Origin of the sequence: Peredibacter starrii, assembly GCF_034259205.1 — a bacterium.
In the GTDB taxonomy this organism is placed as follows: Bacteria; Bdellovibrionota; Bacteriovoracia; order Bacteriovoracales; family Bacteriovoracaceae; genus Peredibacter; species Peredibacter starrii.
Window position 1 is genome coordinate 261,296 of sequence record NZ_CP139487.1, and the last position, 20,217, is coordinate 281,512.

Annotated in this window: 15 protein-coding genes; 8 read left to right on the plus strand and 7 right to left on the minus strand. The window is 42.8% G+C overall.

Going from position 1 to position 20,217, the window contains the following annotated elements; translation table 11 throughout:
• Nucleotides 1-4: 4 nt before the first annotated feature.
• From gyrA to SOO65_RS01465, 6 genes are read left to right on the plus strand one after another with little or no spacing between them, the layout of a single operon-like run.
• Nucleotides 5-2,491 carry a DNA gyrase subunit A gene (gene gyrA, locus SOO65_RS01440; protein ID WP_321395801.1) on the plus strand — a complete coding sequence of 829 codons (2,487 nt, stop codon included), beginning with the start codon at nucleotides 5-7 and terminating at the stop codon, nucleotides 2,489-2,491.
• Nucleotides 2,460-3,266 (plus strand): tetratricopeptide repeat protein, encoded by an 807-nt coding sequence (locus tag SOO65_RS01445; protein ID WP_321395804.1) that lies wholly within the window; start codon nucleotides 2,460-2,462, stop codon nucleotides 3,264-3,266. The genes gyrA and SOO65_RS01445 overlap by 32 nt, the downstream gene beginning before the upstream one ends.
• A gap of 55 nt (nucleotides 3,267-3,321) precedes the next feature.
• Nucleotides 3,322-3,513: a hypothetical protein gene (locus SOO65_RS01450; RefSeq protein WP_321395807.1), complete on the plus strand. Its 192-nt coding sequence runs from the start codon at nucleotides 3,322-3,324 to the stop codon at nucleotides 3,511-3,513.
• The gene (locus tag SOO65_RS01455; protein ID WP_321395810.1) at nucleotides 3,495-3,869 is read left to right on the plus strand and encodes a hypothetical protein; all 375 of its coding nucleotides are present in this window, start codon (nucleotides 3,495-3,497) and stop codon (nucleotides 3,867-3,869) included. The genes SOO65_RS01450 and SOO65_RS01455 overlap by 19 nt, the downstream gene beginning before the upstream one ends.
• 9 nt (nucleotides 3,870-3,878) lie before the next feature.
• Nucleotides 3,879-4,649, plus strand: a complete 771-nt coding sequence (atpB, locus tag SOO65_RS01460) for a F0F1 ATP synthase subunit A (RefSeq protein WP_321395814.1) — start codon at nucleotides 3,879-3,881, stop codon at nucleotides 4,647-4,649.
• Nucleotides 4,650-4,682: 33 nt separating this feature from the next.
• Nucleotides 4,683-4,916: an ATP synthase F0 subunit C gene (locus tag SOO65_RS01465; RefSeq protein ID WP_321395817.1), complete on the plus strand. Its 234-nt coding sequence runs from the start codon at nucleotides 4,683-4,685 to the stop codon at nucleotides 4,914-4,916.
• Nucleotides 4,917-4,965: 49 nt separating this feature from the next.
• On the opposite strand, the gene SOO65_RS01470 is transcribed toward SOO65_RS01465, so the two are convergent.
• The 7 genes from SOO65_RS01470 to mfd all read right to left on the minus strand — a co-directional run bounded on the left by SOO65_RS01470 (nucleotide 4,966) and on the right by mfd (nucleotide 18,496).
• Entirely contained in the window at nucleotides 4,966-8,862 is a 3,897-nt protein-coding gene (locus tag SOO65_RS01470) for a hypothetical protein (RefSeq protein ID WP_321395819.1), read from the minus strand.
• A 1-nt stretch (nucleotide 8,863) separates the two neighbouring features.
• Nucleotides 8,864-9,388 (minus strand): pepsin/retropepsin-like aspartic protease family protein, encoded by a 525-nt coding sequence (locus tag SOO65_RS01475; protein WP_321395822.1) that lies wholly within the window; start codon nucleotides 9,386-9,388, stop codon nucleotides 8,864-8,866.
• 75 nt (nucleotides 9,389-9,463) lie between these two features.
• A complete protein-coding gene (uvrA, locus tag SOO65_RS01480) occupies nucleotides 9,464-12,265 on the minus strand; it encodes an excinuclease ABC subunit UvrA (RefSeq protein ID WP_321395825.1) in 2,802 nt (933 codons plus the stop codon).
• Complete coding sequence (locus SOO65_RS01485; RefSeq protein WP_321395829.1) at nucleotides 12,222-13,178, minus strand: 4-hydroxythreonine-4-phosphate dehydrogenase PdxA; 957 nt, start codon at nucleotides 13,176-13,178, stop codon at nucleotides 12,222-12,224. The genes uvrA and SOO65_RS01485 overlap by 44 nt, the downstream gene beginning before the upstream one ends.
• A 1-nt stretch (nucleotide 13,179) precedes the next feature.
• Entirely contained in the window at nucleotides 13,180-14,109 is a 930-nt protein-coding gene (locus SOO65_RS01490) for a SurA N-terminal domain-containing protein (RefSeq protein ID WP_321395832.1), read from the minus strand.
• Nucleotides 14,110-14,162: 53 nt separating this feature from the next.
• On the minus strand, nucleotides 14,163-14,981 hold the full coding sequence (locus SOO65_RS01495) for a peptidylprolyl isomerase (RefSeq protein WP_321395836.1): 819 nt from the start codon (nucleotides 14,979-14,981) through the stop codon (nucleotides 14,163-14,165).
• A 41-nt stretch (nucleotides 14,982-15,022) separates the two neighbouring features.
• Nucleotides 15,023-18,496 (minus strand): transcription-repair coupling factor, encoded by a 3,474-nt coding sequence (gene mfd / locus SOO65_RS01500; RefSeq protein WP_321395838.1) that lies wholly within the window; start codon nucleotides 18,494-18,496, stop codon nucleotides 15,023-15,025.
• Between the two features lie 159 nt (nucleotides 18,497-18,655).
• On the opposite strand from mfd, the gene SOO65_RS01505 reads away from it, so the two are divergent.
• Both SOO65_RS01505 and nuoH read left to right on the plus strand, forming a co-directional pair.
• On the plus strand, nucleotides 18,656-19,072 hold the full coding sequence (locus SOO65_RS01505) for an NADH-quinone oxidoreductase subunit A (RefSeq protein WP_321395841.1): 417 nt from the start codon (nucleotides 18,656-18,658) through the stop codon (nucleotides 19,070-19,072).
• A gap of 11 nt (nucleotides 19,073-19,083) precedes the next feature.
• Nucleotides 19,084-20,208, plus strand: coding sequence for an NADH-quinone oxidoreductase subunit NuoH (nuoH, locus tag SOO65_RS01510; protein WP_321395845.1), 1,125 nt, complete (start codon nucleotides 19,084-19,086; stop codon nucleotides 20,206-20,208).
• Nucleotides 20,209-20,217 lie beyond the last annotated feature (9 nt).

Sequence of the window (20,217 nt, forward strand, 5' to 3'; positions counted from 1 at the left end):
AAATATGGCTGACGATAATAACAACTCAGAAGTAAATCACGGGAATATCACTCCTCTTTTGATTCAAGATGAGATGAAAAACTGTTACCTCGATTACGCAATGTCGGTAATCGTTGGTCGTGCACTACCAGATGTACGTGATGGTTTTAAGCCGGTTCACCGCCGCGTTCTCTATGCCATGCACATGCTTAACAACTACCACAACCGTCCGTACTTGAAGTCGGCGCGTATCGTGGGTGACGTTATCGGTAAATATCACCCGCACGGTGACTCTGCTGTATACGGCGCTCTTGTTCGTCTTGCTCAGGACTTCTCAATGAGATATCCGATCATCGATGGTCAAGGTAACTTCGGTTCGATCGACGGTGATAACGCCGCGGCCATGCGATACACAGAAGCAAGAATGCAAAAGCTCACCAACGATATGCTTGGTGACATTGATAAAGAAACTGTGGACTGGCAGGACAACTATGATGGTTCATTACAAGAGCCTACAGTTCTTCCAACTAAGATCCCTAACCTACTCATCAACGGATCTGCTGGTATCGCCGTAGGTATGGCGACCAACATTCCTCCGCACAACTTAACAGAAGTGATGAATGGTCTATTGGCCATCATCGATAACTCTGCGGTTACAGTTCATGATCTTATTAAGATCATTCCTGGTCCGGACTTCCCGACTGCGGGTGCAATTCACGGTACTGCTGGTATTCAGCAGGCCTACCACACTGGTAAAGGTGTCATTCAAGTTCGTGCTAAAGCTGATATTGAAGTTAAGAAAAATGATCGCGAGCAAATCGTTATCACTGAACTTCCATACCAGGTGAACAAAGCAAAACTCATCGAGAAAATCGCTGAGCTCGTAACTGAAAAAGCGATCGAAGGTATCTCTGATATCCGCGATGAATCTTCACGTGAAGGTATCCGAGTTGTTATCGATATCAAAAAAGGCGAACAAGGAGCTGTGATCCTTAACCGTCTTTATAAGCAAACTCAGATGCAGGTTTCTTTCGGTATTATCTTCCTGTCGATCTACAACGGTCAGCCGAAGGTAATGGATCTTAAAGAACAACTTCTTTGTTTCATCGAGCACCGTCGTGAAATCGTCATCCGTCGTACAACTTATGAACTCAAAAAAGCAAAAGAGCGCGCTCACATTTTAGAGGGTCTCAAAATTGCGGTTGAGAACATTGATGCGATTGTTGAATTGATCAAAAAAGCCGAGGGTCCTGCCCAAGCTAAAGATCAGTTAATGCATAAATTCACTCTTTCTGCGATTCAGGCACAAGCTGTCTTGGATATGCGTCTACAACGCTTAACGGGTCTAGAGCGTGATAAGATCATCGCTGACTACGAAGCTGTCATGAAAGAGATCGCCCGCTTAGAGGGAATTCTAGGTTCAGAAGATCAAATCCGCGGAATCATCCGTGCTGAGTTTGTTGAAATCCGTGAAAATTACGGTGATGCTCGTCGTACTGAGATCATTGCTCAGGCAGATGAAATTCAGATGGAAGATCTGATTAAGAACGAAGAAGTGATTGTGACGATTACGCAGAAAGGTTACTTGAAGCGTATGGCGACTGACACTTACCGCGCTCAAAAACGTGGTGGTAAAGGTGTGAAAGGTGCAGACCTTGAAGACGATTTCTACACTTCAATCTTCACGGCCGATACTCATGATAACCTCATGATCTTCACAGATAAGGGTACTGTATTCCAGATTAAGGTTTACCACATCCCTGAAGGTCAACGTACATCGAAAGGTCGTAACATCGTTAACATCATTAACGTTCCGGCCGACGAAAAAGTAAAAGAGATCATTACTGTTCCTAAGGACGCAGAAGGCTCGTTCCTGGTATTTGCTACTAAGCATGGTATCGTGAAGAAGTCTGAGCTTTCTGAGTATAAGAACATGAGACAGAACGGTCTTAAGGCGATCAAAGTTGTTGATGGTGACGAAGTTCTTGCCGTAAGAATTACTGATGGTAAGAAAGACGTTCTTCTGGCTTCTTCTGCTGGTAAATCGATCCGCTTCCATGAAGATGATTGCCGTGCTCAGGGACGTGTGTCTCAGGGTGTGAAAGGCATGAGTCTTGATGAGAATGAATCAGTGATCGGTATGGAAATCATTGATGAAACATCTGAGATCCTGACTGTTACTTCACGTGGTTATGGTAAGCGTTCAGCTGCTGAAGAGTACCGTAAGCAGTCTCGTGGCGGTAAAGGTATTCTTGCTATGAAACTCACTGAGAAAACTGGTGATATCATGGCGATCCTACCTGTGACTGATAAAGACGATCTGATGATCATCACTGACAAAGGTCAGGTGATCAGAACGAAAATCTCGGGCATTTCGCTTCTAGGCCGTAACACTCAAGGTGTTCGTCTGATTAACGTTAAACCTGACGAAAAAGTTGTAGCAGTTGAGAAAATTGCTGAATCAGATGATGATGGATCAGATGGTGAAGCAACTGAGACACCTGTACAATAATCTTTTAATTCTTCTATTCATCCTGGGGTTGAGTTCCTGTGACTTTACCCCAGGTCTGAATCGCGACATTCTTAATGCTCAAGAGTATGTAGATAATCAAGATTTCGCCAAAGCGGTGGAACTCTACGAACGCGTTTTAAAAAAGAACCCTTCAAAAGTTATCAAGACCAAGATCAACTACCAGTTGGCCGATATCTATTATCTTTATCTGAATGAACAGGTGAAGGCGCTGAACTACTACCAGTACATCGTGGACAACGAAGAGAACCCTCTCTTCCAGGTGAAGGCGATGGAAAAAATCGCGGACATTAATTTCACCTTCTCTAAAAACTACACTGAGGCGATTCGAGTTTATAAGATTCTGATGAACTTCAAGCCGCGTTTTAAGCAGTATGATTATTATTTTCTGCGCGTGGGTGAGTCCTATTTTGAAATGGGAAAATACGATAAGGCACGGGAGATTTTTACTCAGATCCTGAGTCAGCCTGCCAACCCCTATTACGTCGAGGCCTATAACCAATTGGGCCTTATCGAGTTTTATAATAAGAACTGGGACAAAGCGGTCGAATATTGGATGGAGTATTTAAAGCGGGAACGACGTCGTGATCAGATCATTAATGTAAAATTCCTGATCGCCAATGCCTACGAATCCAATGAGAAGCTGAAAGAGGCCTATAACATCTACTATTCGCTTCTTCCGGTATACCCAAATCCAGATGTGCTCCGCGCTCGTTTGAAGTCAGTTTACGCTCGCAGAGTTGCCAGAAAACGTTAGACCAAAAGTTAACTTTCCTTTATCTTATTTTAAACAATTTTGACTGGCGGTAATCATGTCTAGCTGGCAGAAGGCCCTCGCAATTGCACTTGGTCTCCCTTCAACGATCTTAGGTGTGTTTTTCGGCTTTCAGGCCCTAGTTGAGCACAAAGTCATATCTCAGGGTATGGCCCAAGGCTTTTTGATCGCGGTCGTTGTTATGATGCTAATTAAGATGATCCAGGTCTCATGGAAAAAAAAGAAATAGATAAAAGGTTTTACCTTCTTTCTGCCCTAAATATTATTCCCGCCCTCATTTTGGGTGACGGTTTAACCATAGACTCCCTGGTTTTAATTGGTGGTCTTGTCGTTTTGGTTTTGAACCATACCGTATTGGTTAACATCGTAAAATCAGTAGTGGCCGCAAGTCGGGATGGTGAGGATGCCAAGCGTCACACTTCAAGGATCTTGGTCCTGTTCCTGGTTAAGTTTGGACTTTTATTTAGTCTGATCGCGATCATCTATCTCTATAAAAAAGCTCTGATTACAAAACTTTTTTTGATTATCTTTTTCCAATTGATAATTCAGGTCGTAAGTATTAAAAACAACTATCAAAATAGTTAGGACATACACATGAAACTTTTAGGTCTTCTTGGCTTATTTCTGGCTCAATCTGCCTTCGCTTCAGGCGGCTTCAACTTCTTTAATGAAGCTTCTCACGCATTCCACGTTCCGGCCCACACTCTAGCTCTTGTTGCTGGTTCGTTGATTATGATTGTTGCCGGTGTTCTTTACCGCGCTCAAATCTCTTCAGCTAAGAACGTAATCATTCCTGCGAAAGGAATCAATGTTCGTAACTTGATCGAGGCCCTTGGTCAGGCAATGTACGGAACTGCAAAAACTGTTATGGGTGAAGATGCTACGAAGAAATATTTTTCTTACGTAATCTTCGTTTTCTTCTTTATTCTTATCAACAACTTGATCGGTATTCTTCCTGGTTCAATGTCAGCTAACCAGAACCTGAATACGACTCTTGCTCTTGGTATTTTCACTTTCTTCTATTTTAACTTCCAAGGTATTCGTGCTGTTGGTTTCGTTAACTATATGAAGCACTTTGCTGGTCCAATGCCGGCTCTTGCGCTTCTTATTTTCCCTATCGAAATCATTTCAGTTTCAGTTCGTCCTCTATCACTTGCTCTTCGTCTTCGCGGGAACATGGATGGTGACCACTTGATTCTTGGGATCTTCTCTGAACTAGTTCCTTACATCGTTCCAATCCCATTCTACGCAATGGGTATGTTCGTAGGGTTCCTTCAGGCCTTCGTATTTACACTACTAACAATGATTTATATTGGTATGGCGACTGCTCATCACGATCATGGTGATCACGAGCACCACCACTAAGAATCAAATAACTGTCTAACAAAGGAAAATAAAATGGACGTTAATTCATGGGTTGTTCTTTCTGCTGCTCTAACTTTCGCTGCTGCTGTACTTGGCGGAACATTCGCTCAAGGTAAAGCTGCTTCTGTAGCTCTTGAAGGTATCGCTCGTAACCCAGCTGCTGCTGAAAAACTTCAAACTCCAATGATTCTTGCTCTAGCTCTAGTAGAATCACTAGTTCTTTTCGGTTTCGGTATCGCGTTCCTTATCCTTCAAAAATCAGCTTAATCAATAAGCTTTTAGAAGATAAAAAGAAGGGCTCCGTAAGGGGCCCTTTTTATTTGTAATGATTCTTTTCCTGTTCTGACTGATGATCGGCACCATGAAGGGTCGGCGACATGAGTTTGAAAAAACCACGAGTGTAGTTTGTTGGTTGCTCAATTTTCTCAGAAAGCACCACACTGTCTGCACGGAATCTTAAGTCCTCAATCTTTATCTGCCCACTCTCGCGGGTTAAGACCTCAATGTTTAGCTGATTTCTTCCTAATCTGAATTGTTCATTAAAACCATGGGTAAGCTTCTCGTTTTTCATCATCGTTTCAATGATGGCGTCGGAGCTCTTCTGATCAAGTCCCACTACTCTAAAAACATATTCACCTTTTGCATCAGGTGTAACATTTATGTAGAAACTCGAGTTTGGCTGGGCCTTAAGAACTCGCAAAACTTTACCTAGTTCTATCTTGGTGTGAATGTCGGCCACGTTACCGTCTTTAAGAATTAAATTTCCTTCGGCACTCGGGCGAACCGGACGTTTGATCATTTGCAAAGGTTCACCGCTCGAAACATTAAGTAATGTATGAACATCGTTCTTGGTTAACTTCTGTGGTGAAAGATTTTGCGCCACAATTTTACCAGTGGCGGCAGCACGTGGACCAGTGATGTCCAGGAATCCACCAGTGGCCTCACGCATTTTACGTTTTGAAATAGGAGTCTTGCTCGCCATCCCCATCAGATAGACATCTTCTTTGGTGTCGTTTACTACCAGCTGTTTATTGATTTCATAATCACTCTGAGTTTTAAGACGCTCATAGCGAGTATACTCGTTAGCGCGACCCATGAGTGGTTTGAAGACCACTTCATCGGCGGCTTGATTTCCATTCTTTGCCATGTTGGCAAAAATGGGCGCCGCTGTTGAGTGAGAGTGTGTGTAACCAGTGGCGAAGACGATGTTATCAATCACGACTGGTTCTGAGATTGGTTCACCCTTCTTCGTAGTATAGAAGGCCTTAAATTTTTTCTCACCAGCTTCAGTGATGAATTCTTCCACTCTCTGAAGATAACCATTCACGGTGCTGATGCGACCGTCATCGATTGCTTCACCAATGCGTGAGTAACGGGGAACTTTTGGTTTTTTAAGACTGCTGACAAACTCCTCACCGGTTTTTGCAGGTTGACCCATCCATACAACTTCAACACCAGTGTTGGTCCCTTTAGGATTTAGTTGTTTATTAAGTCCGGCCGCAGTTTCAGCACCAATGCTTCCACCATCTCCGTCCCCTACGAGAAGGATTTTCTTTCCTTCATAACGAGCAACTGCTGCTCTTCCGAGTTTCTGATCTTTCACTGCGGTCTCAATGAATTCTTCAACATCTTGCACTCGTGGTACGTATTTAGGATTTTTTGCGAGATCGATAACTTTCGCCTCTTCCTCATACTTGGTAACAAGCTTAATGGAGTCGGCGTCCTTTAAACGAGTCACTGGTGTACCAAGTCCTTGAGTCACCATCCCGGCGTTGGTGTAAACCACATTACCTTTGTTGGTTTCAATTTTATACTTTGCGGGCCACGCACCTGGAGATGGTTCTTTGGTCCATTTTACGAGAGTGTTATTCACAATGAGATCAACATCTGCGGCCTTCATTGCTCCTTGAGTAACGTGCCCAAGTTCTTCCGCAGTGGCGTAGGAAGCATTGTTAATGTTGAAGTCGCGAAGTTGCACTGGCGAAGATGGAAAGGTATTTCCTGAATCACCAATGAACTCTGCCGAGTTAATATCAAAACCTTTCACCCTATGAAATGTTCCGAGATCATCCGTTGATTCAATCACCAGAACTTTGAGTCCTGGATTTGTTTCTTTGAGGGCGGCCACGGCCACACTAGTATTTGGTCCCGCCCCAATGGCCACAGCATCGTAAACGACTGGTGTAGAGGCTGTTTTAATTGCTCGCTCTGTCTTCGCCGCATCTTCCAGCATCTCATCATAAGAAGCATTCATGTAATCTCGAATAGAGGCCTTACTCATTTCATCTGAGGCAGAAAGGGGCTTGTTGTAATTATCTTGAGCAGCAGTTCTATGAAGAGACTTAACATCCGGATCAAATGGCGACTTATGATCCTTTAAGACCTGCGCTCGCATTTGGTTACCAGTTACGTAGTTCTTATACTGCGACATAAGAGTTTGTTTACGTGGTCCATCTGCCAAGGATGAAATTTGAATATAAAGTTTCTTTTCAACTTCTGCGACCTGTTCGGCCGGAAGCTTCTTGGCGAGTTGGCCATACTGGAGTTCTGGATAGAGATCTTTTACGACTTGAGAAATTTCAGTCCCCTCTTTTGAAAGTGCAATCTTAGCGGCGTCTTCACGAATAGGGGTTACCTTTGCGAGAAGTTCTTCTTCAAGGGCAAGCTTTTTAGATGTGTCTGTCGCTTTTGAAATCTTAGCAAGCGTCGTTTCAACGCTTGGATCTTTCTGAATTATGGCGGCCGCTACAGTGGTCTTTGTAGCAAGCTTAGGTTTACCTAGATTGAAGACCGAATCAAAAGTTTTGTGGCCAGCTTTGTAGGCCATGTTGGTCATTGGATTATCGATTGGGTAAAGAACAGTTTTTGCACCATACTTTAGTGTTGTGCCGGCGAAGACCAAAATCTTTCCGCCGGGAGCTTCAGCAATTGCAACTCCACCTTTCTTTAATCCATCCATCAAAGCAGTATAGGAAACCTTGAGGGCCTTCCTTGAAGGCGAAAGCATATAAGTTTTAATTGCATTGAGGGCAACGGTGATTGAATCCTTGGCTGCCTTTAGACCTTTAGAAACTCTAAGTACTTCATCTGTTTTAGTAGAAGCAGCAACAGCGGCCTGACCAATTTTAGTACTCTTTACTGCTTCAAGACCGGTCTTAGATGCCTTAAATAGAGTCGCAATTTTTGCGGCACCATTTACACCTTGTTTTAGAGCAACTGTGATACCACCAGATAAAAAGGCAGGAACAATTTCAGCCACAAGAGTTCCGGTAATTGAACAAAGACCAGTGGCCATGGTTTTACATGGAAGACAGTCAAAGTTATTCGTTGGCGTAATACATTTACTGGCACGAGGAACTCCCGCCCACTTCTGACAAAAGACATCATTTTTCATCCACTCTTTTAGAGAAGCGACGAAGGCAGAGAAGATTTTTTTCATGGCACCTGGGAAATCTTCAGTGAGTTCTTTGAAGATACTCGGATCCTCAGAGGCCTTGGCCAGTGCCAGTTGTGAAGTTGAAGAATGATCTTCAGCTCCGCTGACCCAGTTCCAAAACTCGCCCATTTTCTTTCCGGCGTATTTTCCGGCCGAAGAAACTATCCACCACATACCTTCAAAGAAGGAAACTGCGGCCTTAATGAAGCTTGAAGCTAGTTGAGTCACACAGCTATCGTTACCAAGATGACAATCTTTTGGTTTGGCCTTTTCGGGCACCAAAATTTCCGCGAGATAACCACCCACTCCCAGAGCAGAAGCGGTCATTACACATGTGAGATCCGAGGTGCAGCTGTTTTTAAGCGCTTGTTTTTTACTTTCATCACAAACCAGACCATCTCCGACTTTAGAGAGGTCTTTTAATTGCGAGTTAATACTCACACTGGCATTGGGCATTTTACAGTCGCCAGTTTCACATCCAAGTCTTCCTTCCAGACGTTCTTTGTGTTTAGCGAGTTCATCTTCCTTTGCTTTTACCTCAGAGAGAATTTTGAAACATTCTTCAGTGATACCGTTCTTTTCCTGATGTTTAGGAATGTCGACGTGCTTTATGTTTTTGGGTAAACATTGGGCCTTGTAGAGTTTTCCGAGGTCTTCTAATTTATCTACGAGTTTTTCGATACACTCGCCGTTCTCACAGGTCTTTTCTTTTGCGATGGCCGATAATGAGGAACTCAATAAGATAAGAACGAGTTTAAGAGAAATGATTTTCTTCATCCTACACTCCTCCGCAATCTACTGAGCTAATAAGATCTGAGAAGTCTTTTTCGTGGGCCTCATTCTCAATTAATCGTAGTGACTTAGAGAAGAGTATTTTTCCACGGCATTCAATGTAATAGGACTTTTCATTATAGGTCTTACCTTCATGCTGATACACGAATCCAATTTTATGGATCTTGTGACCACGAAGATTCACATTAGTTTCATAAGGAAGAAAAGAAACGGGAGTGGCCCCAACTCTTTCGGCCCAGAGTTTTTTATTGGCCTGATATTTAGTTTGGGTGCTTGAGAGGGACTTAACATCTAAATCGAATTCTGCACCGGTGTCTGTAAAGCTGATATTAGATCGTTGCCCATTGGTCTGGGGTGAAAAATAAATGAAGGGCATGCCGAAGAGATCTTTACCTAAGACCCAATTCTCTTTCTCTTCTATGAAGATACTGCGGGAATCTTTCTGAAGTTCCAGATTTTTTGCGTGAGCAGTGAGAGCGATTAAACTCAAGCAAGCGGCCAATCTCCACATATTTTCCCCTTACGGTAAAGGACCTCTCCTTTTCGTAAATTAGGGACAAATACTTTAGTTTAGTGGTCGGCTATGTCAGGATTTCAGTGCTTTAGCAAGGTAACGACCGGTATGGGAAGCTTTCACCTTAGCAACTGTCTCTGGAGTTCCTTCCGCAATAATCTGGCCTCCACCCTTACCACCTTCAGGTCCCAAATCAATTACCCAGTCCGCGGTCTTAATCACATCAAGGTTATGTTCAATGATGAGAAGCGAATGGTTTTGATCAATGAGTTTGTTCAGGGCCTTCAGCAGAATATTAATATCTTCAAAATGCAGGCCGGTGGTCGGTTCATCTAGCACATAAAGACATGAGCCTTTAGTAGATTTAGAAAGCTCGCGAGAAAGTTTCAAACGTTGGGCCTCACCACCAGAAAGTGTGGTGGCCGGTTGACCAAGTTTGATATAACCAAGGCCCACGGCATTCAGTACCTTAAGTGCACGATTGACCTTCGGATGGTTTTCAAAGAAAGGCTCGGCCTCTTCAATACTCATGGCGAGAACATCAGCGATATTCTTTCCACGATAAAGAATAGAAAGGGTCTCATTATTATAACGAGAACCTCGGCATTCAGAACAAGTCACATAAACATCGGGAAGGAAATGCATCTCGATTTTAAGCATTCCGTTTCCTTCACAGGTTTCACAACGCCCACCCTTTACATTGAAGGAAAAGCGTCCTGGCTTATAACCACGAACTTTTGATTCATTGGTTTGCGAGAAGATGTTTCGAATATCGTCAAAGAGACCAGTATAAGTGGCCGGGTTTGAGTGAGGTGTTCTTCCAATTGGAGACTGATCTAGCTCGATCAAACTTTGAATTTTATCAACGCCAGTAATGGACTGATAATTAGCAGAACTTCCGCGACGACCGCGCGAGAGATAATTTTTAACCGCTGGTATTAGCACCTTGTGAACCAGAGTTGATTTTCCTGAACCTGAAACCCCAGTGATACAAGTCATGCCACCGAGGGGAAGTTTTAAAGTCACGTCCTGGAGGTTATGCTCTTTCGCCTTATTTAAAACGATATGATCTTTCAGGTCCCGGCGTTTTTTAGGAACTTCAATCTTGAGATCACCTGAAAGGTATTTGCCCGTGATGGATTTCTTGTTCTTCTTAACTTCTTCCGGAGTTCCCGCCGCTACAATTTCACCACCGTGAATCCCGGCCTGAGGACCCATATCAATTAAGTAGTCAGAAGCGAGCATGGTATCTTCATCATGCTCTACCACCAGAACGGTGTTACCAATGTCTCGAAGATCAATCAGGGTCTTAATGAGTTTTTCATTATCACGTTGGTGAAGACCAATACTTGGTTCATCCAGAACGTAAAGGACACCCGAGAGTGCAGAACCGATTTGAGTCGCAAGACGAATACGTTGTGATTCACCACCTGATAAGGTCATGGCATCACGGTTGAGAGTCAGGTAATTAAGTCCCACGTTGAGGAGAAACTTGATCCTGTCTTTAACTTCTTTCAAAACTTTGTGCGCGATGATTGCCTGGTTGCCAGTGAACTCAAGCGAATCAAAGAAGACCGCTGCTTCATTGATTGAGAGATCACACACATCCATGATGGACTGACCTTTAATCGTCGCCGCCAGGGCGAAAGGACTTAATTTCTTTCCCTTACAGCTTGGGCACTTTTTAATGATCATGTATTCTTCAAGATCCGCGCGGGTCTTTTCAGATTCTGATTCGTTGTATTTTTTTTCTAACCAGGCCACGACTCCCGGGAATTCTTTCTTAAAGTTCCAGGAAGAGTTTTCTGATTCAAACTTGTAGTTATAGACCTTGTCACTTCCGTCATAAAGAATGGTGCGGAATTTTTCTGAAAGCTTATGAAAGGGTTTTTCGATGTCGACTTTCTCGGCCTCTGCCACTGAGCGAACCATCTGCATGAGAAAAGAGTTCTTCTTAACAATCGGCATCGCTCCTTCTTCCAATGAAAGTTTTTCATCAAAAAGAAGTCCATCAATATCAAAGCGTTTTGAAATGCCCAGACCATTACATGTCGGGCAAGCACCTAGTGGTGAGTTAAATGAGAAGAGACGCGGTTCTAGATCCGGATAACTTTTCCCGGATTTGAAAGAGTAGTTTTTCTCTGAGTAGAAGTGTTCCACTTCATCTGCGAGTACAACCAGGTAACCGTCAGAAAGCTTCAGGGCGTTTTCCACTGATTCAGTGAGACGAGGTTTAACTCCCTCTTTAATTACTAAACGATCAACCACGATATCAATGTCATTAAAGCGAGACTTGTTGATTGAGATATTATCTTCCAGATTCATGATCTCGCCATTTAAGCGCACACGAGTAAAACCCATGCTGGTGTATTTAGCGAGTTCTTCCTTATGCTCCCCTTTCTTGGAACGAATGACGGGAGAGAGGATCTGAAGTTTTGTACCGGTCTTAAATTTACAAATTTGTTCTACGATTTGTTGTGGGGATTGTTTCGCCACCTTCTCGCCAGTTTCCGGACAGTGAGCTTCACCTAAGCGGGCGTAGAGCAAACGAAGGTAATCGTAGATTTCAGTAATGGTTCCTACGGTTGAACGAGGATTTTTAGTCGTGGATTTTTGATCAATCGCGATCGCCGGAGATAGCCCGGTGATGCTTTCAACTTCCGGGGCCTCAATCTGTCCAATGAACTGTCGAGCGTAACTTGAAAGAGATTCAATATAGCGACGCTGACCTTCAGCATAGATAGTATCGAACGCGAGCGATGATTTTCCCGAACCAGATGGGCCCGTGATAACTGTTAACGAATGCCTCGGAAGTGAGACATCAATATTTTTAAGATTGTGAACCTTTGCTTTGGTGACTTGAATTTTTTCCATCAGAAATCCTCGTGAGCATTTGCACAGCTTCTTTCAGTGAATAAGCGCAGCCGCGATAGTCTGCCTGATTTTTACTGAACAAACTAAATGATGTTCCGTGATCAGGACTAAAGCGAGGATATGGTAGACCTAGAGTGATGTTTGATCCAATGAAACCTTGAAGGCCCTTGAATACACCCAGACCCTGATCGTGAAAAAGATATACCAGAAGATCCTCTTTCGACTTTTGCTCGAAAAGCATTGTATCACCCGGTAGTGGCCCAAGCACCTCTAATTTTACTTTGGACCTTAGACGTTTAATTGCCTTAGTGATGCGATCATCTTCGTCGCCTATAAGCCCCTGCTCTCCCGCATGGGGATTCATGCCCGATATCAATATTCTTTTAGTCGGCCAGTTCCAGCTATCCAGAGTTTTAACTGCAGATAAAAGGCGCTGATAGATGAGATCTTCAGTCATGAGTTTTGAGAGATCTTTCACTGCCACATGATCTGATAACAACAGCACTTGCAGCCTGGGTGATGAAAAGAACATACCCAGTTCAGGTTTTTTATAAAAGGCGCGGAAATACTCGGTGTGGCCGGCGTATCCTGGAAATTGGTCCTTGGATGTTGGAAGGGTGAATAGCACTCCTCCGCTTTCACATAAGCGCATGCCAAGCTCAATGGCGGTAAAACTCTGGGAATGGTTCACGGCCGATAACCAATAGACTTTAATCTCAATACCAGCGAGGAAAATAGAATCTTCCTGTATATGAAACGGCAGTCTCATGGAAATCAGAGTTTCAATAACTGATTGTTCAAAGGCAATTAAACGGATGAGTTTAAGCTCTTCCTTTGGCATGAGCATCACGGATTTGAAGAAGACCTCGAGTCCAATGCCTTCTTCGTGTCCTTGAGTCACGTAGACTTTCATATTAGAGAAGATTTTTGATGTAATAGTTCGAGTATTCACGGTCAAACCAGTTTGCTGAAACTGATTTACCTTTGTTCATGAAGATTTCATTTTGAATCTGATCTTTGAACTTCAGGAACTCCTGTGATTCAACCAGATCTTTCTTCTGAACGTAGAAAACGTGCAAGTAACCGTTCAGTGAAATGGCCTTCGAGAAAGAGCCTTCCGAAGTGGTCTTTAAAACTTTAGCGAGGTCTTTTGAAAGACCGTCTTCGTTTAGAGCGTCGAGGTTGTTAGATTCAAGATCGCGGTATTCTTCCGGAAGCTTACCAGTAAGTTGGTAATCCTTTAGAACCGCCAGAAACTTACCTTCGTTTTTATCGACCAGCTTCGATTCATCAATATAGAAATCTACCAGGTTATATTTGAACGAAAGAGCATTGTTAGTTGAGTTACGGCGATAGTACTCGTTCTTAATTTCTTGTTCGGTCACAGAAATAAGTGGAGCAATGATTCTTTGAGCGAAGATGTTGTATTCCATCGTTTCGCGGATGATTTCAAAATACTCTTCGTACGTCAGGCTTTTACTTTTTAAGAACTGAAGAAGGTCAGCGCGTTTTAGACCAAGGCGCTCTTCCGTCATTTTAATACGGCCCTCAACGGCGTCATCATTAATCACGTAACCTTGAGCATTGATTTTGTCGCGGATGATGTACGACTTGATCATGATATCCAGGAGCTTTTTCTGATCGTATGACTTCTCTGAATAAATGATGGGTGAAACTTCACGACGTGCTTCAAGGGTCTCGTCCATACGTCTAATTTCAGAAAGTGAAATAACACGTGTGTTAACAACGGCCACAATTTTATCGAGGAGTTTTTCGGAAGATTTTGAATCCTGGGCAAAGGCAGAGCTCATGCCCAGGAGAATTGTAAGAATTAAAAATTTCATGCTTTGGTCCAGTGATAATGCCTTCATGACATCTTAATCACCAACCAAGGATATTATAAAAGATTCGGATTTGTCTTGATATCTGCGCCTTTTGCGAGATTTTTAAAGTAATTCTCGATCATGGCATCTCTTTTCTTGTCGTAGATGATCTTTTTGTAAAGGTTCTTGTCGATCTGGTCAAAAGACTTAACGCCAAGAATCTTAATTACGTGAATACCCATCTGAGTTCTTACTGGCTTAGAGATGAATCCAACTTTCTGGCCCTTAATGGCTTCGAAGTACTCTGGAGCAAGGCGTGTTGGAGGTTGGAAACCTAGATCACCACCTACAGGTGCGGCAGAAGTTTGAGAGTATTTGTTGGCCAGCTTTGCGAAAGAATCTGGATCCTTTTGAAGAGCAGCATAGATCTCGCTACTTTGAAGAAGTGCTTGCTCAACTTCTTTTGGAGTTGGCTCAGCTCTTAAGCGGTAAAGAATGTGAGCAGTACGGTACTCTTGGTTATCATTGTAGTACTTCTTTACGTCTTCATCTGACACAGTGATTTTTTTAAATTCGTTCTCAAGGTCTTTTGAAGTCTGAGCGTGGAAAAGGATATCTTCCTGTTTTGCTACAACCGTTGGATCTTTATCAGTACCCGTCTTCTTGGCCTTCTGAATTCCTAGCTGACGATTGATTAAGTCTTGAAGAGAAACTTCTTTTGTAATTTTTCTCTGACCAACGAATTTTAAATTTTGAAGATGATAATCTTCGAATTGTTTTTTTGTGATTGATTGACCGTTAACAGTCGCAACAACTTGGTTGTCATTCTTCTGCGCTACTGCTGTACCCGCGACCATAAGAGCAATAATTGCTACTGAAAATTGTTTCTTCATACACATCCCTGTGGTTTTTATTGAATCTAATAAAAACGGTATCATACACCCATATTTGCCGCAATATGTTTTGCAAATTCCAAGAGCGTGTTATGACTCACTGTCTCTTTGAAAAGTGCATTCACGGAAGAGTCGGGGTTGATCTTGTAAAGTTTCGGTTTATTCATGAAGAAGTTCAGCATCTTATCTCGTAGCTGATGATTATGGTTAAGTATTTCCTGATCAAAGAAAAGGGCGATTTGTGTGCCACCAACCTTCACTAAACGAAGACCCAGAGGCTGGAAAATAATTCTCGATCGAAGGATTGAATACAGGGCCTCGAGCTCTTTCGGGGTGATTCCGAAAGCATCGGTGAGTTCTGAAATGATATCTTCCAGGCGACCAAGATCCGAACAGTTTGAAAGACGTTTATAGTATTTCAAGCGAAGCGCATGATCTGGAATGTAACCATTAGGAATGTAGGCCGAGAACGGAGCTTGAATTTCGATGTTCTTCACCGAAACTTTTTGCTCACCACGAATTTCCTGAATCGCTTCTTGTAAGAGATCCATATAGAACTCAAGACCAATCGCTTCGATGTGTCCTGATTGTTCACCACCTAAGATGTCCCCTGCTCCACGAATCTCCATGTCGGAAGAAGCGAGTGCAAAACCTGAACCCATCTCCGCATAGGTTTGAAGAGCATGAAGTCTTCTTTGCGCAGTTTCTGAAATGATTCTGTTCTCAGGAACAATAAAGTAAGCGTAGGCCTTACGATCACTTCGGCCAATTCGACCACGAAGCTGATGGAGTTGCGCCAGACCATAAGTGTCGGCACGATCAATGATCATGGTATTGGCATTTGGAATATCAATACCCGATTCAATGATCGTGGTCGCAAGAAGAATATCGGCCTTATGATCATAGAAATCATTAATGCGTTTTTCGAGTTCGCGTTCATTCATCTGTCCATGAGTCACACTGATGCGCGCACTTGGAACAAGTTTTTTAAGATAGATCTCGTGCTCTTCAATATCATGCACGCGATTGTGAACGTAATAAATTTGACCACCACGCGAGAGTTCTTTTTCAATCGCGGATTTTAACGTGAGGTCATCTTCTTTAATAATATAAGTCTTAATCGCCTGACGTCTTGGAGGTGCCGTTTGAATCAATGAAAGATCACGGATACCTAAGAATGAAAGTTGCAGTGTTCGTGGAATCGGAGTGGCCGTCATGGTGAGAACATCCACACCGGTCTTAAGAACTTTTAGTTTCTCTTTATGGGCCACACCAAAACGATGCTCTTCATCGATAATGAGAAGTCCTAAATCATGGAACTCTAATTTGTCAGAAAGAACGGCATGCGTACCAACTAAGATATCGACCTTTCCTTCTGCCACTAGACCCATGGTTTCTGTTTTTTGTTTGGCAGTTTTAAAGCGCGAAATCATATCCACGTTTACCGGGAAATTTTCAAAACGCTTTTTAAATGAGTGATAGTGCTGAAGTGCCAGCACCGTGGTCGGAACCAGAAGCACCACTTGCTTTTTATCCAGCACGGCCTTCATCGCCGCACGCATCGCCACTTCGGTCTTACCAAAGCCCACGTCCCCACATACCAGTCGATCCATGGGATACTGCTGTTGCATATCATCTAAGACGTCTTGAATGGCCTTACTTTGATCAGGCGTTTCTTCAAAAGCAAACGAGAGTTCAAACTCTTTAAATAAGTGATCAGGGGCGGAGAACGGATAACCACCGCGCAGTTTTCTTTCCGCTTGAAGTTTTAATAAATCAAAAGCTAGCTTTTTAACCGATCCACGGGCCTTCGTCTTAAGTTCGGCAAACTTCTTCGATTTTAATGAAGCGACTTTTAGACCGGAAGAAGAGTCAGCGTGCTTCTGAACTAAGTTTAGTTTATAAACCGGAACGTAAACCTTATCGTTGTCCTCGTAGTGAATAACAAGATAGTCGTTTTGTTGATCGCCGGCCTGAATGGTTTCAAGACCTTTATAAACGCCGATCCCGTAATCACGGTGAATAACATAGTCATTGATTTTAAGTGTTGCGATTTGTTCGGCGAACAAATCTTTATTAGTGGCCTTAACTTGCTTGGTCTTTTTCTTTTTGACCGAGAAGAAGTCCCCCTCCGATAGAACAAAGATGTTTTCATTTTTATAATAGAAACCTTCGTCGAGTTTTCCATAAACAAATTGAAGTCTGGTTCCAATTTCAGTCAGCTTATTTTCTTCCAGAAGATACTGAAGTTCCTGGCGCGCATTTTCCGATTTATAGTTCACCACGAGGTGACCATGGACGTTGAGTTCTTTGCGCAGAATTTTTAAACTACCTTTGATGTATTCAAACTTATTGTCAGGTACTGAACCCGACATTTGAAGTTTGGTTTGAAGGTAAGATTTCAGCTTCTCAAAATTTAAATGCAGCTCTTTATCAAAAGGTGTTTCAAGGTTAACTGCGATATCGAGTTGATCCACGAACAGAGTTTTGAATTTGGTCTTCGGAAATTGCGGGAGATAAAAATTTTCAATTCCTGGAATGACGGATGAGCTTTCAACATCTTCTGAGATATCCTCAAAATCTTCTGCCTGGCTGGCGAGGAAGAGTTCAAGATTCTTTTGGCCGTTTTCATTATTTATGAATGTGATTTTCGCATCGGCGGGAAGGTAATCAAGTAATGACTCGGGCTTCTCAAAAAAGAGAGGAATATAAAGTGGATAATTTTCAAATAACTGATTCTCACTTACGCGAGCGAGAAGTTGTTTGCGGGCCTCATACTTATTTTTGAAAGCTGGTTGCGCCTGAGGAATGCGAGAACGCAACATGGTCGCATAAGGATCTTTCGTGAGATAACCCGCACCTGGTACTAGCGCTAATTCAGTATATGTTTTTTCTCGAATCGTTTTCTGGGTCTCTAGATCAATTGAAAAAATTTCTTCGATTAAATCATCAAAGTATTGCAATCGTACCGGTGGATGAGAAATGGGATAGATATCAAAAATTTCTCCACGGCGTGAAAAAGTTCCCGGCTCTTCAATGGTTGAGGCCGGAAAATAACCCATGTCGGTTAATTTTTTTGCGAGATCAAAAGGTGAGATGATGTCGTCTTTTTTGATAGAAAATGAGTTTTTTTGGAAAAAGCTGCGGTCCGGACCCAATAACACACTGGCTTCGTGGGTTGTGACGATAATCTCGGGAGAATTATTTTGTAAGCGCTGGAGCACCGACCAACGGGCAAGCAAAGCGCTTTCGGATGTCATGATGGAACTATAAAGGCTGTGATTGTGCCCTGGATAAAAATGCACGTTCTTCAAATGCTTCAGTGATTCAAAAACTTCTTCGGCCTCATCTTGATCCGAACAAACGATCAGGTGCGTGGAATTAAAGAGTTGCGACGAAAAATAACTCCCCGCAAGAAGACACCACTGGTTTGGTGACACACCCTTAAGAGAAAGTTCTTGCTGATTTTGTAACCAATATTGGATTTTGGTTGCGATGGCACTAAACAAGGTCACGTTAAATCCTGATGAAAAGAGTTTGTTTTCATTCTTAATGATGCATATCAACAATCGATACTTTACACCGTCTGCCTTAAAATAACATCTTTCCTATTTTCAACATCTTTTGTATCTTAAAACTACTTTTTTGCGACTTTTATTGCAGTGGAGATTTCCATGACACCAGCTCAGTTTGATGGCTTGATGCCTATCGTTATCCTTATGGGTATCGCGGTTCTTTTGTTTGTAGGCGGACATTTTGCTTCCGTTCTCCTCGCTCCAAAAAAACCGTCTCACCTAAAGTCCATGCCGTATGAGTGTGGCGAGGAACCAGTAGGTTCAGCTTGGTCCATGTTCAACGTACGTTTCTACGTTGTTGGTCTAATTTTTATCATCTTTGATGTGGAATCGGTACTTATGTTTCCGGTTGTAACAATCTACAGAGAGATGATGGAACGTGGTGATGGCTTCTACATTCTTGATGTTCTACTAAGCTTCATCGCCATTCTTGTAATGGGTATCGCATATTGCTGGAAGAAAGGTGACCTTGATTGGGTTAAGTCTTTCCAAGTTTCTGTTAAAAATAATAAATAAGGCCGCGACCAATGAATCAAACCATCGTTAGCTATCTCTCTCAGTATGAATTCTTTGATTTCCTGGTAAAACTTTTCGGAAATAACCAAGGTCTTCTCGCTTTCACAATCTACCTTCTAGTTGCTCTTGTCATCGTTGTGGTTTGTGCCACGATCGGTGGTTTCGGAACATACGCTGAAAGAAAAATTTCGGCCGATCTACAGCAACGTATTGGTCCTAACCGTGTAGGTCCTTACGGTCTTCTTCAGATCCTTGCTGATGGTGTGAAGATGCTTACTAAAGAAGACATCATGCCTTACACAGCTGATAAATTTCTTTTTTATCTTGCTCCGATGCTGGCCCTTATCGGTGTGTTCTCAACTCTGGCAGTTCTACCTTGGTCATCTGGTTTCATGATGGCAGATCTTAACGTTGGTGTGTTCTACCTTATCGCGATTTCATCTCTTGTGGGTGTTTCGGTGTTCCTTGGTGGTTACGCTTCTAACTCTAAGTGGTCAATGCTTGGTGGTATGCGTGGAGCTTCTCAGATCATCTCTTACGAAATTCCAGTAACGATCTCAATCCTTGCGGTAACACTACTTGCTGGTGGAATGAGCTTCGGAACAATCATCGGTGCTCAAAAAGGTCTTCCGCTAAACTGGTTCATTTTCCATAACCCGTTTGCTTTCATCGCTTTCTTCGTGTTCTTCACAGGTGCTCTTGCTGAAACTAACCGTGCTCCATTCGACTTACCTGAAGCAGAGTCTGAGCTAGTTTCTGGTTACCACACTGAGTACACAGGTATGCGTTTCGGTTTCTTCGCCCTTGCCGAGTACATCGAAGTATTCGTTGTTTGTGGTGTTGCTTCTGCCCTTTTCCTTGGCGGTCCGAACCTTCCAGTAGACGTTAAAATCGACATCATCCCACTTCAACTTGTTCAAGTTGTCGTGTTCATGACGAAAACTCTTCTCCTTTATTATGTAGTTATCTGGATTCGTTGGACTCTTCCGCGTCTTCGCGTAGACCAACTTATGTCAGTTTGTTGGAAATATTTAACTCCGATCGCAATCTTTAACCTAGTTGGCTGTGCCATCTGGTTAGTTGCTTTCCATGGTCAATCGATCGCCCAGCTAGTTCTTGGCGGCGGCCACCATTAATTAAGGATA

What these genes read in the sequence shown, in the direction of transcription:
- gyrA (WP_321395801.1), top strand. Translation starts at nt 5, where the DNA reads ATGGCTGACGATAATAACAACTCAGAAGTAAATCACGGGAATATCACT.
- SOO65_RS01445 (WP_321395804.1), top strand. Translation starts at nt 2,460, where the DNA reads ATGGTGAAGCAACTGAGACACCTGTACAATAATCTTTTAATTCTTCTA.
- SOO65_RS01450 (WP_321395807.1), top strand. Translation starts at nt 3,322, where the DNA reads ATGTCTAGCTGGCAGAAGGCCCTCGCAATTGCACTTGGTCTCCCTTCA.
- SOO65_RS01455 (WP_321395810.1), top strand. Translation starts at nt 3,495, where the DNA reads ATGGAAAAAAAAGAAATAGATAAAAGGTTTTACCTTCTTTCTGCCCTA.
- atpB (WP_321395814.1), top strand. Translation starts at nt 3,879, where the DNA reads ATGAAACTTTTAGGTCTTCTTGGCTTATTTCTGGCTCAATCTGCCTTC.
- SOO65_RS01465 (WP_321395817.1), top strand. Translation starts at nt 4,683, where the DNA reads ATGGACGTTAATTCATGGGTTGTTCTTTCTGCTGCTCTAACTTTCGCT.
- SOO65_RS01470 (WP_321395819.1), bottom strand. Translation starts at nt 8,862, where the DNA reads ATGAAGAAAATCATTTCTCTTAAACTCGTTCTTATCTTATTGAGTTCC.
- SOO65_RS01475 (WP_321395822.1), bottom strand. Translation starts at nt 9,388, where the DNA reads ATGTGGAGATTGGCCGCTTGCTTGAGTTTAATCGCTCTCACTGCTCAC.
- uvrA (WP_321395825.1), bottom strand. Translation starts at nt 12,265, where the DNA reads ATGGAAAAAATTCAAGTCACCAAAGCAAAGGTTCACAATCTTAAAAAT.
- SOO65_RS01485 (WP_321395829.1), bottom strand. Translation starts at nt 13,178, where the DNA reads ATGAAAGTCTACGTGACTCAAGGACACGAAGAAGGCATTGGACTCGAG.
- SOO65_RS01490 (WP_321395832.1), bottom strand. Translation starts at nt 14,109, where the DNA reads ATGAAATTTTTAATTCTTACAATTCTCCTGGGCATGAGCTCTGCCTTT.
- SOO65_RS01495 (WP_321395836.1), bottom strand. Translation starts at nt 14,981, where the DNA reads ATGAAGAAACAATTTTCAGTAGCAATTATTGCTCTTATGGTCGCGGGT.
- SOO65_RS01505 (WP_321395841.1), top strand. Translation starts at nt 18,656, where the DNA reads ATGACACCAGCTCAGTTTGATGGCTTGATGCCTATCGTTATCCTTATG.
- nuoH (WP_321395845.1), top strand. Translation starts at nt 19,084, where the DNA reads ATGAATCAAACCATCGTTAGCTATCTCTCTCAGTATGAATTCTTTGAT.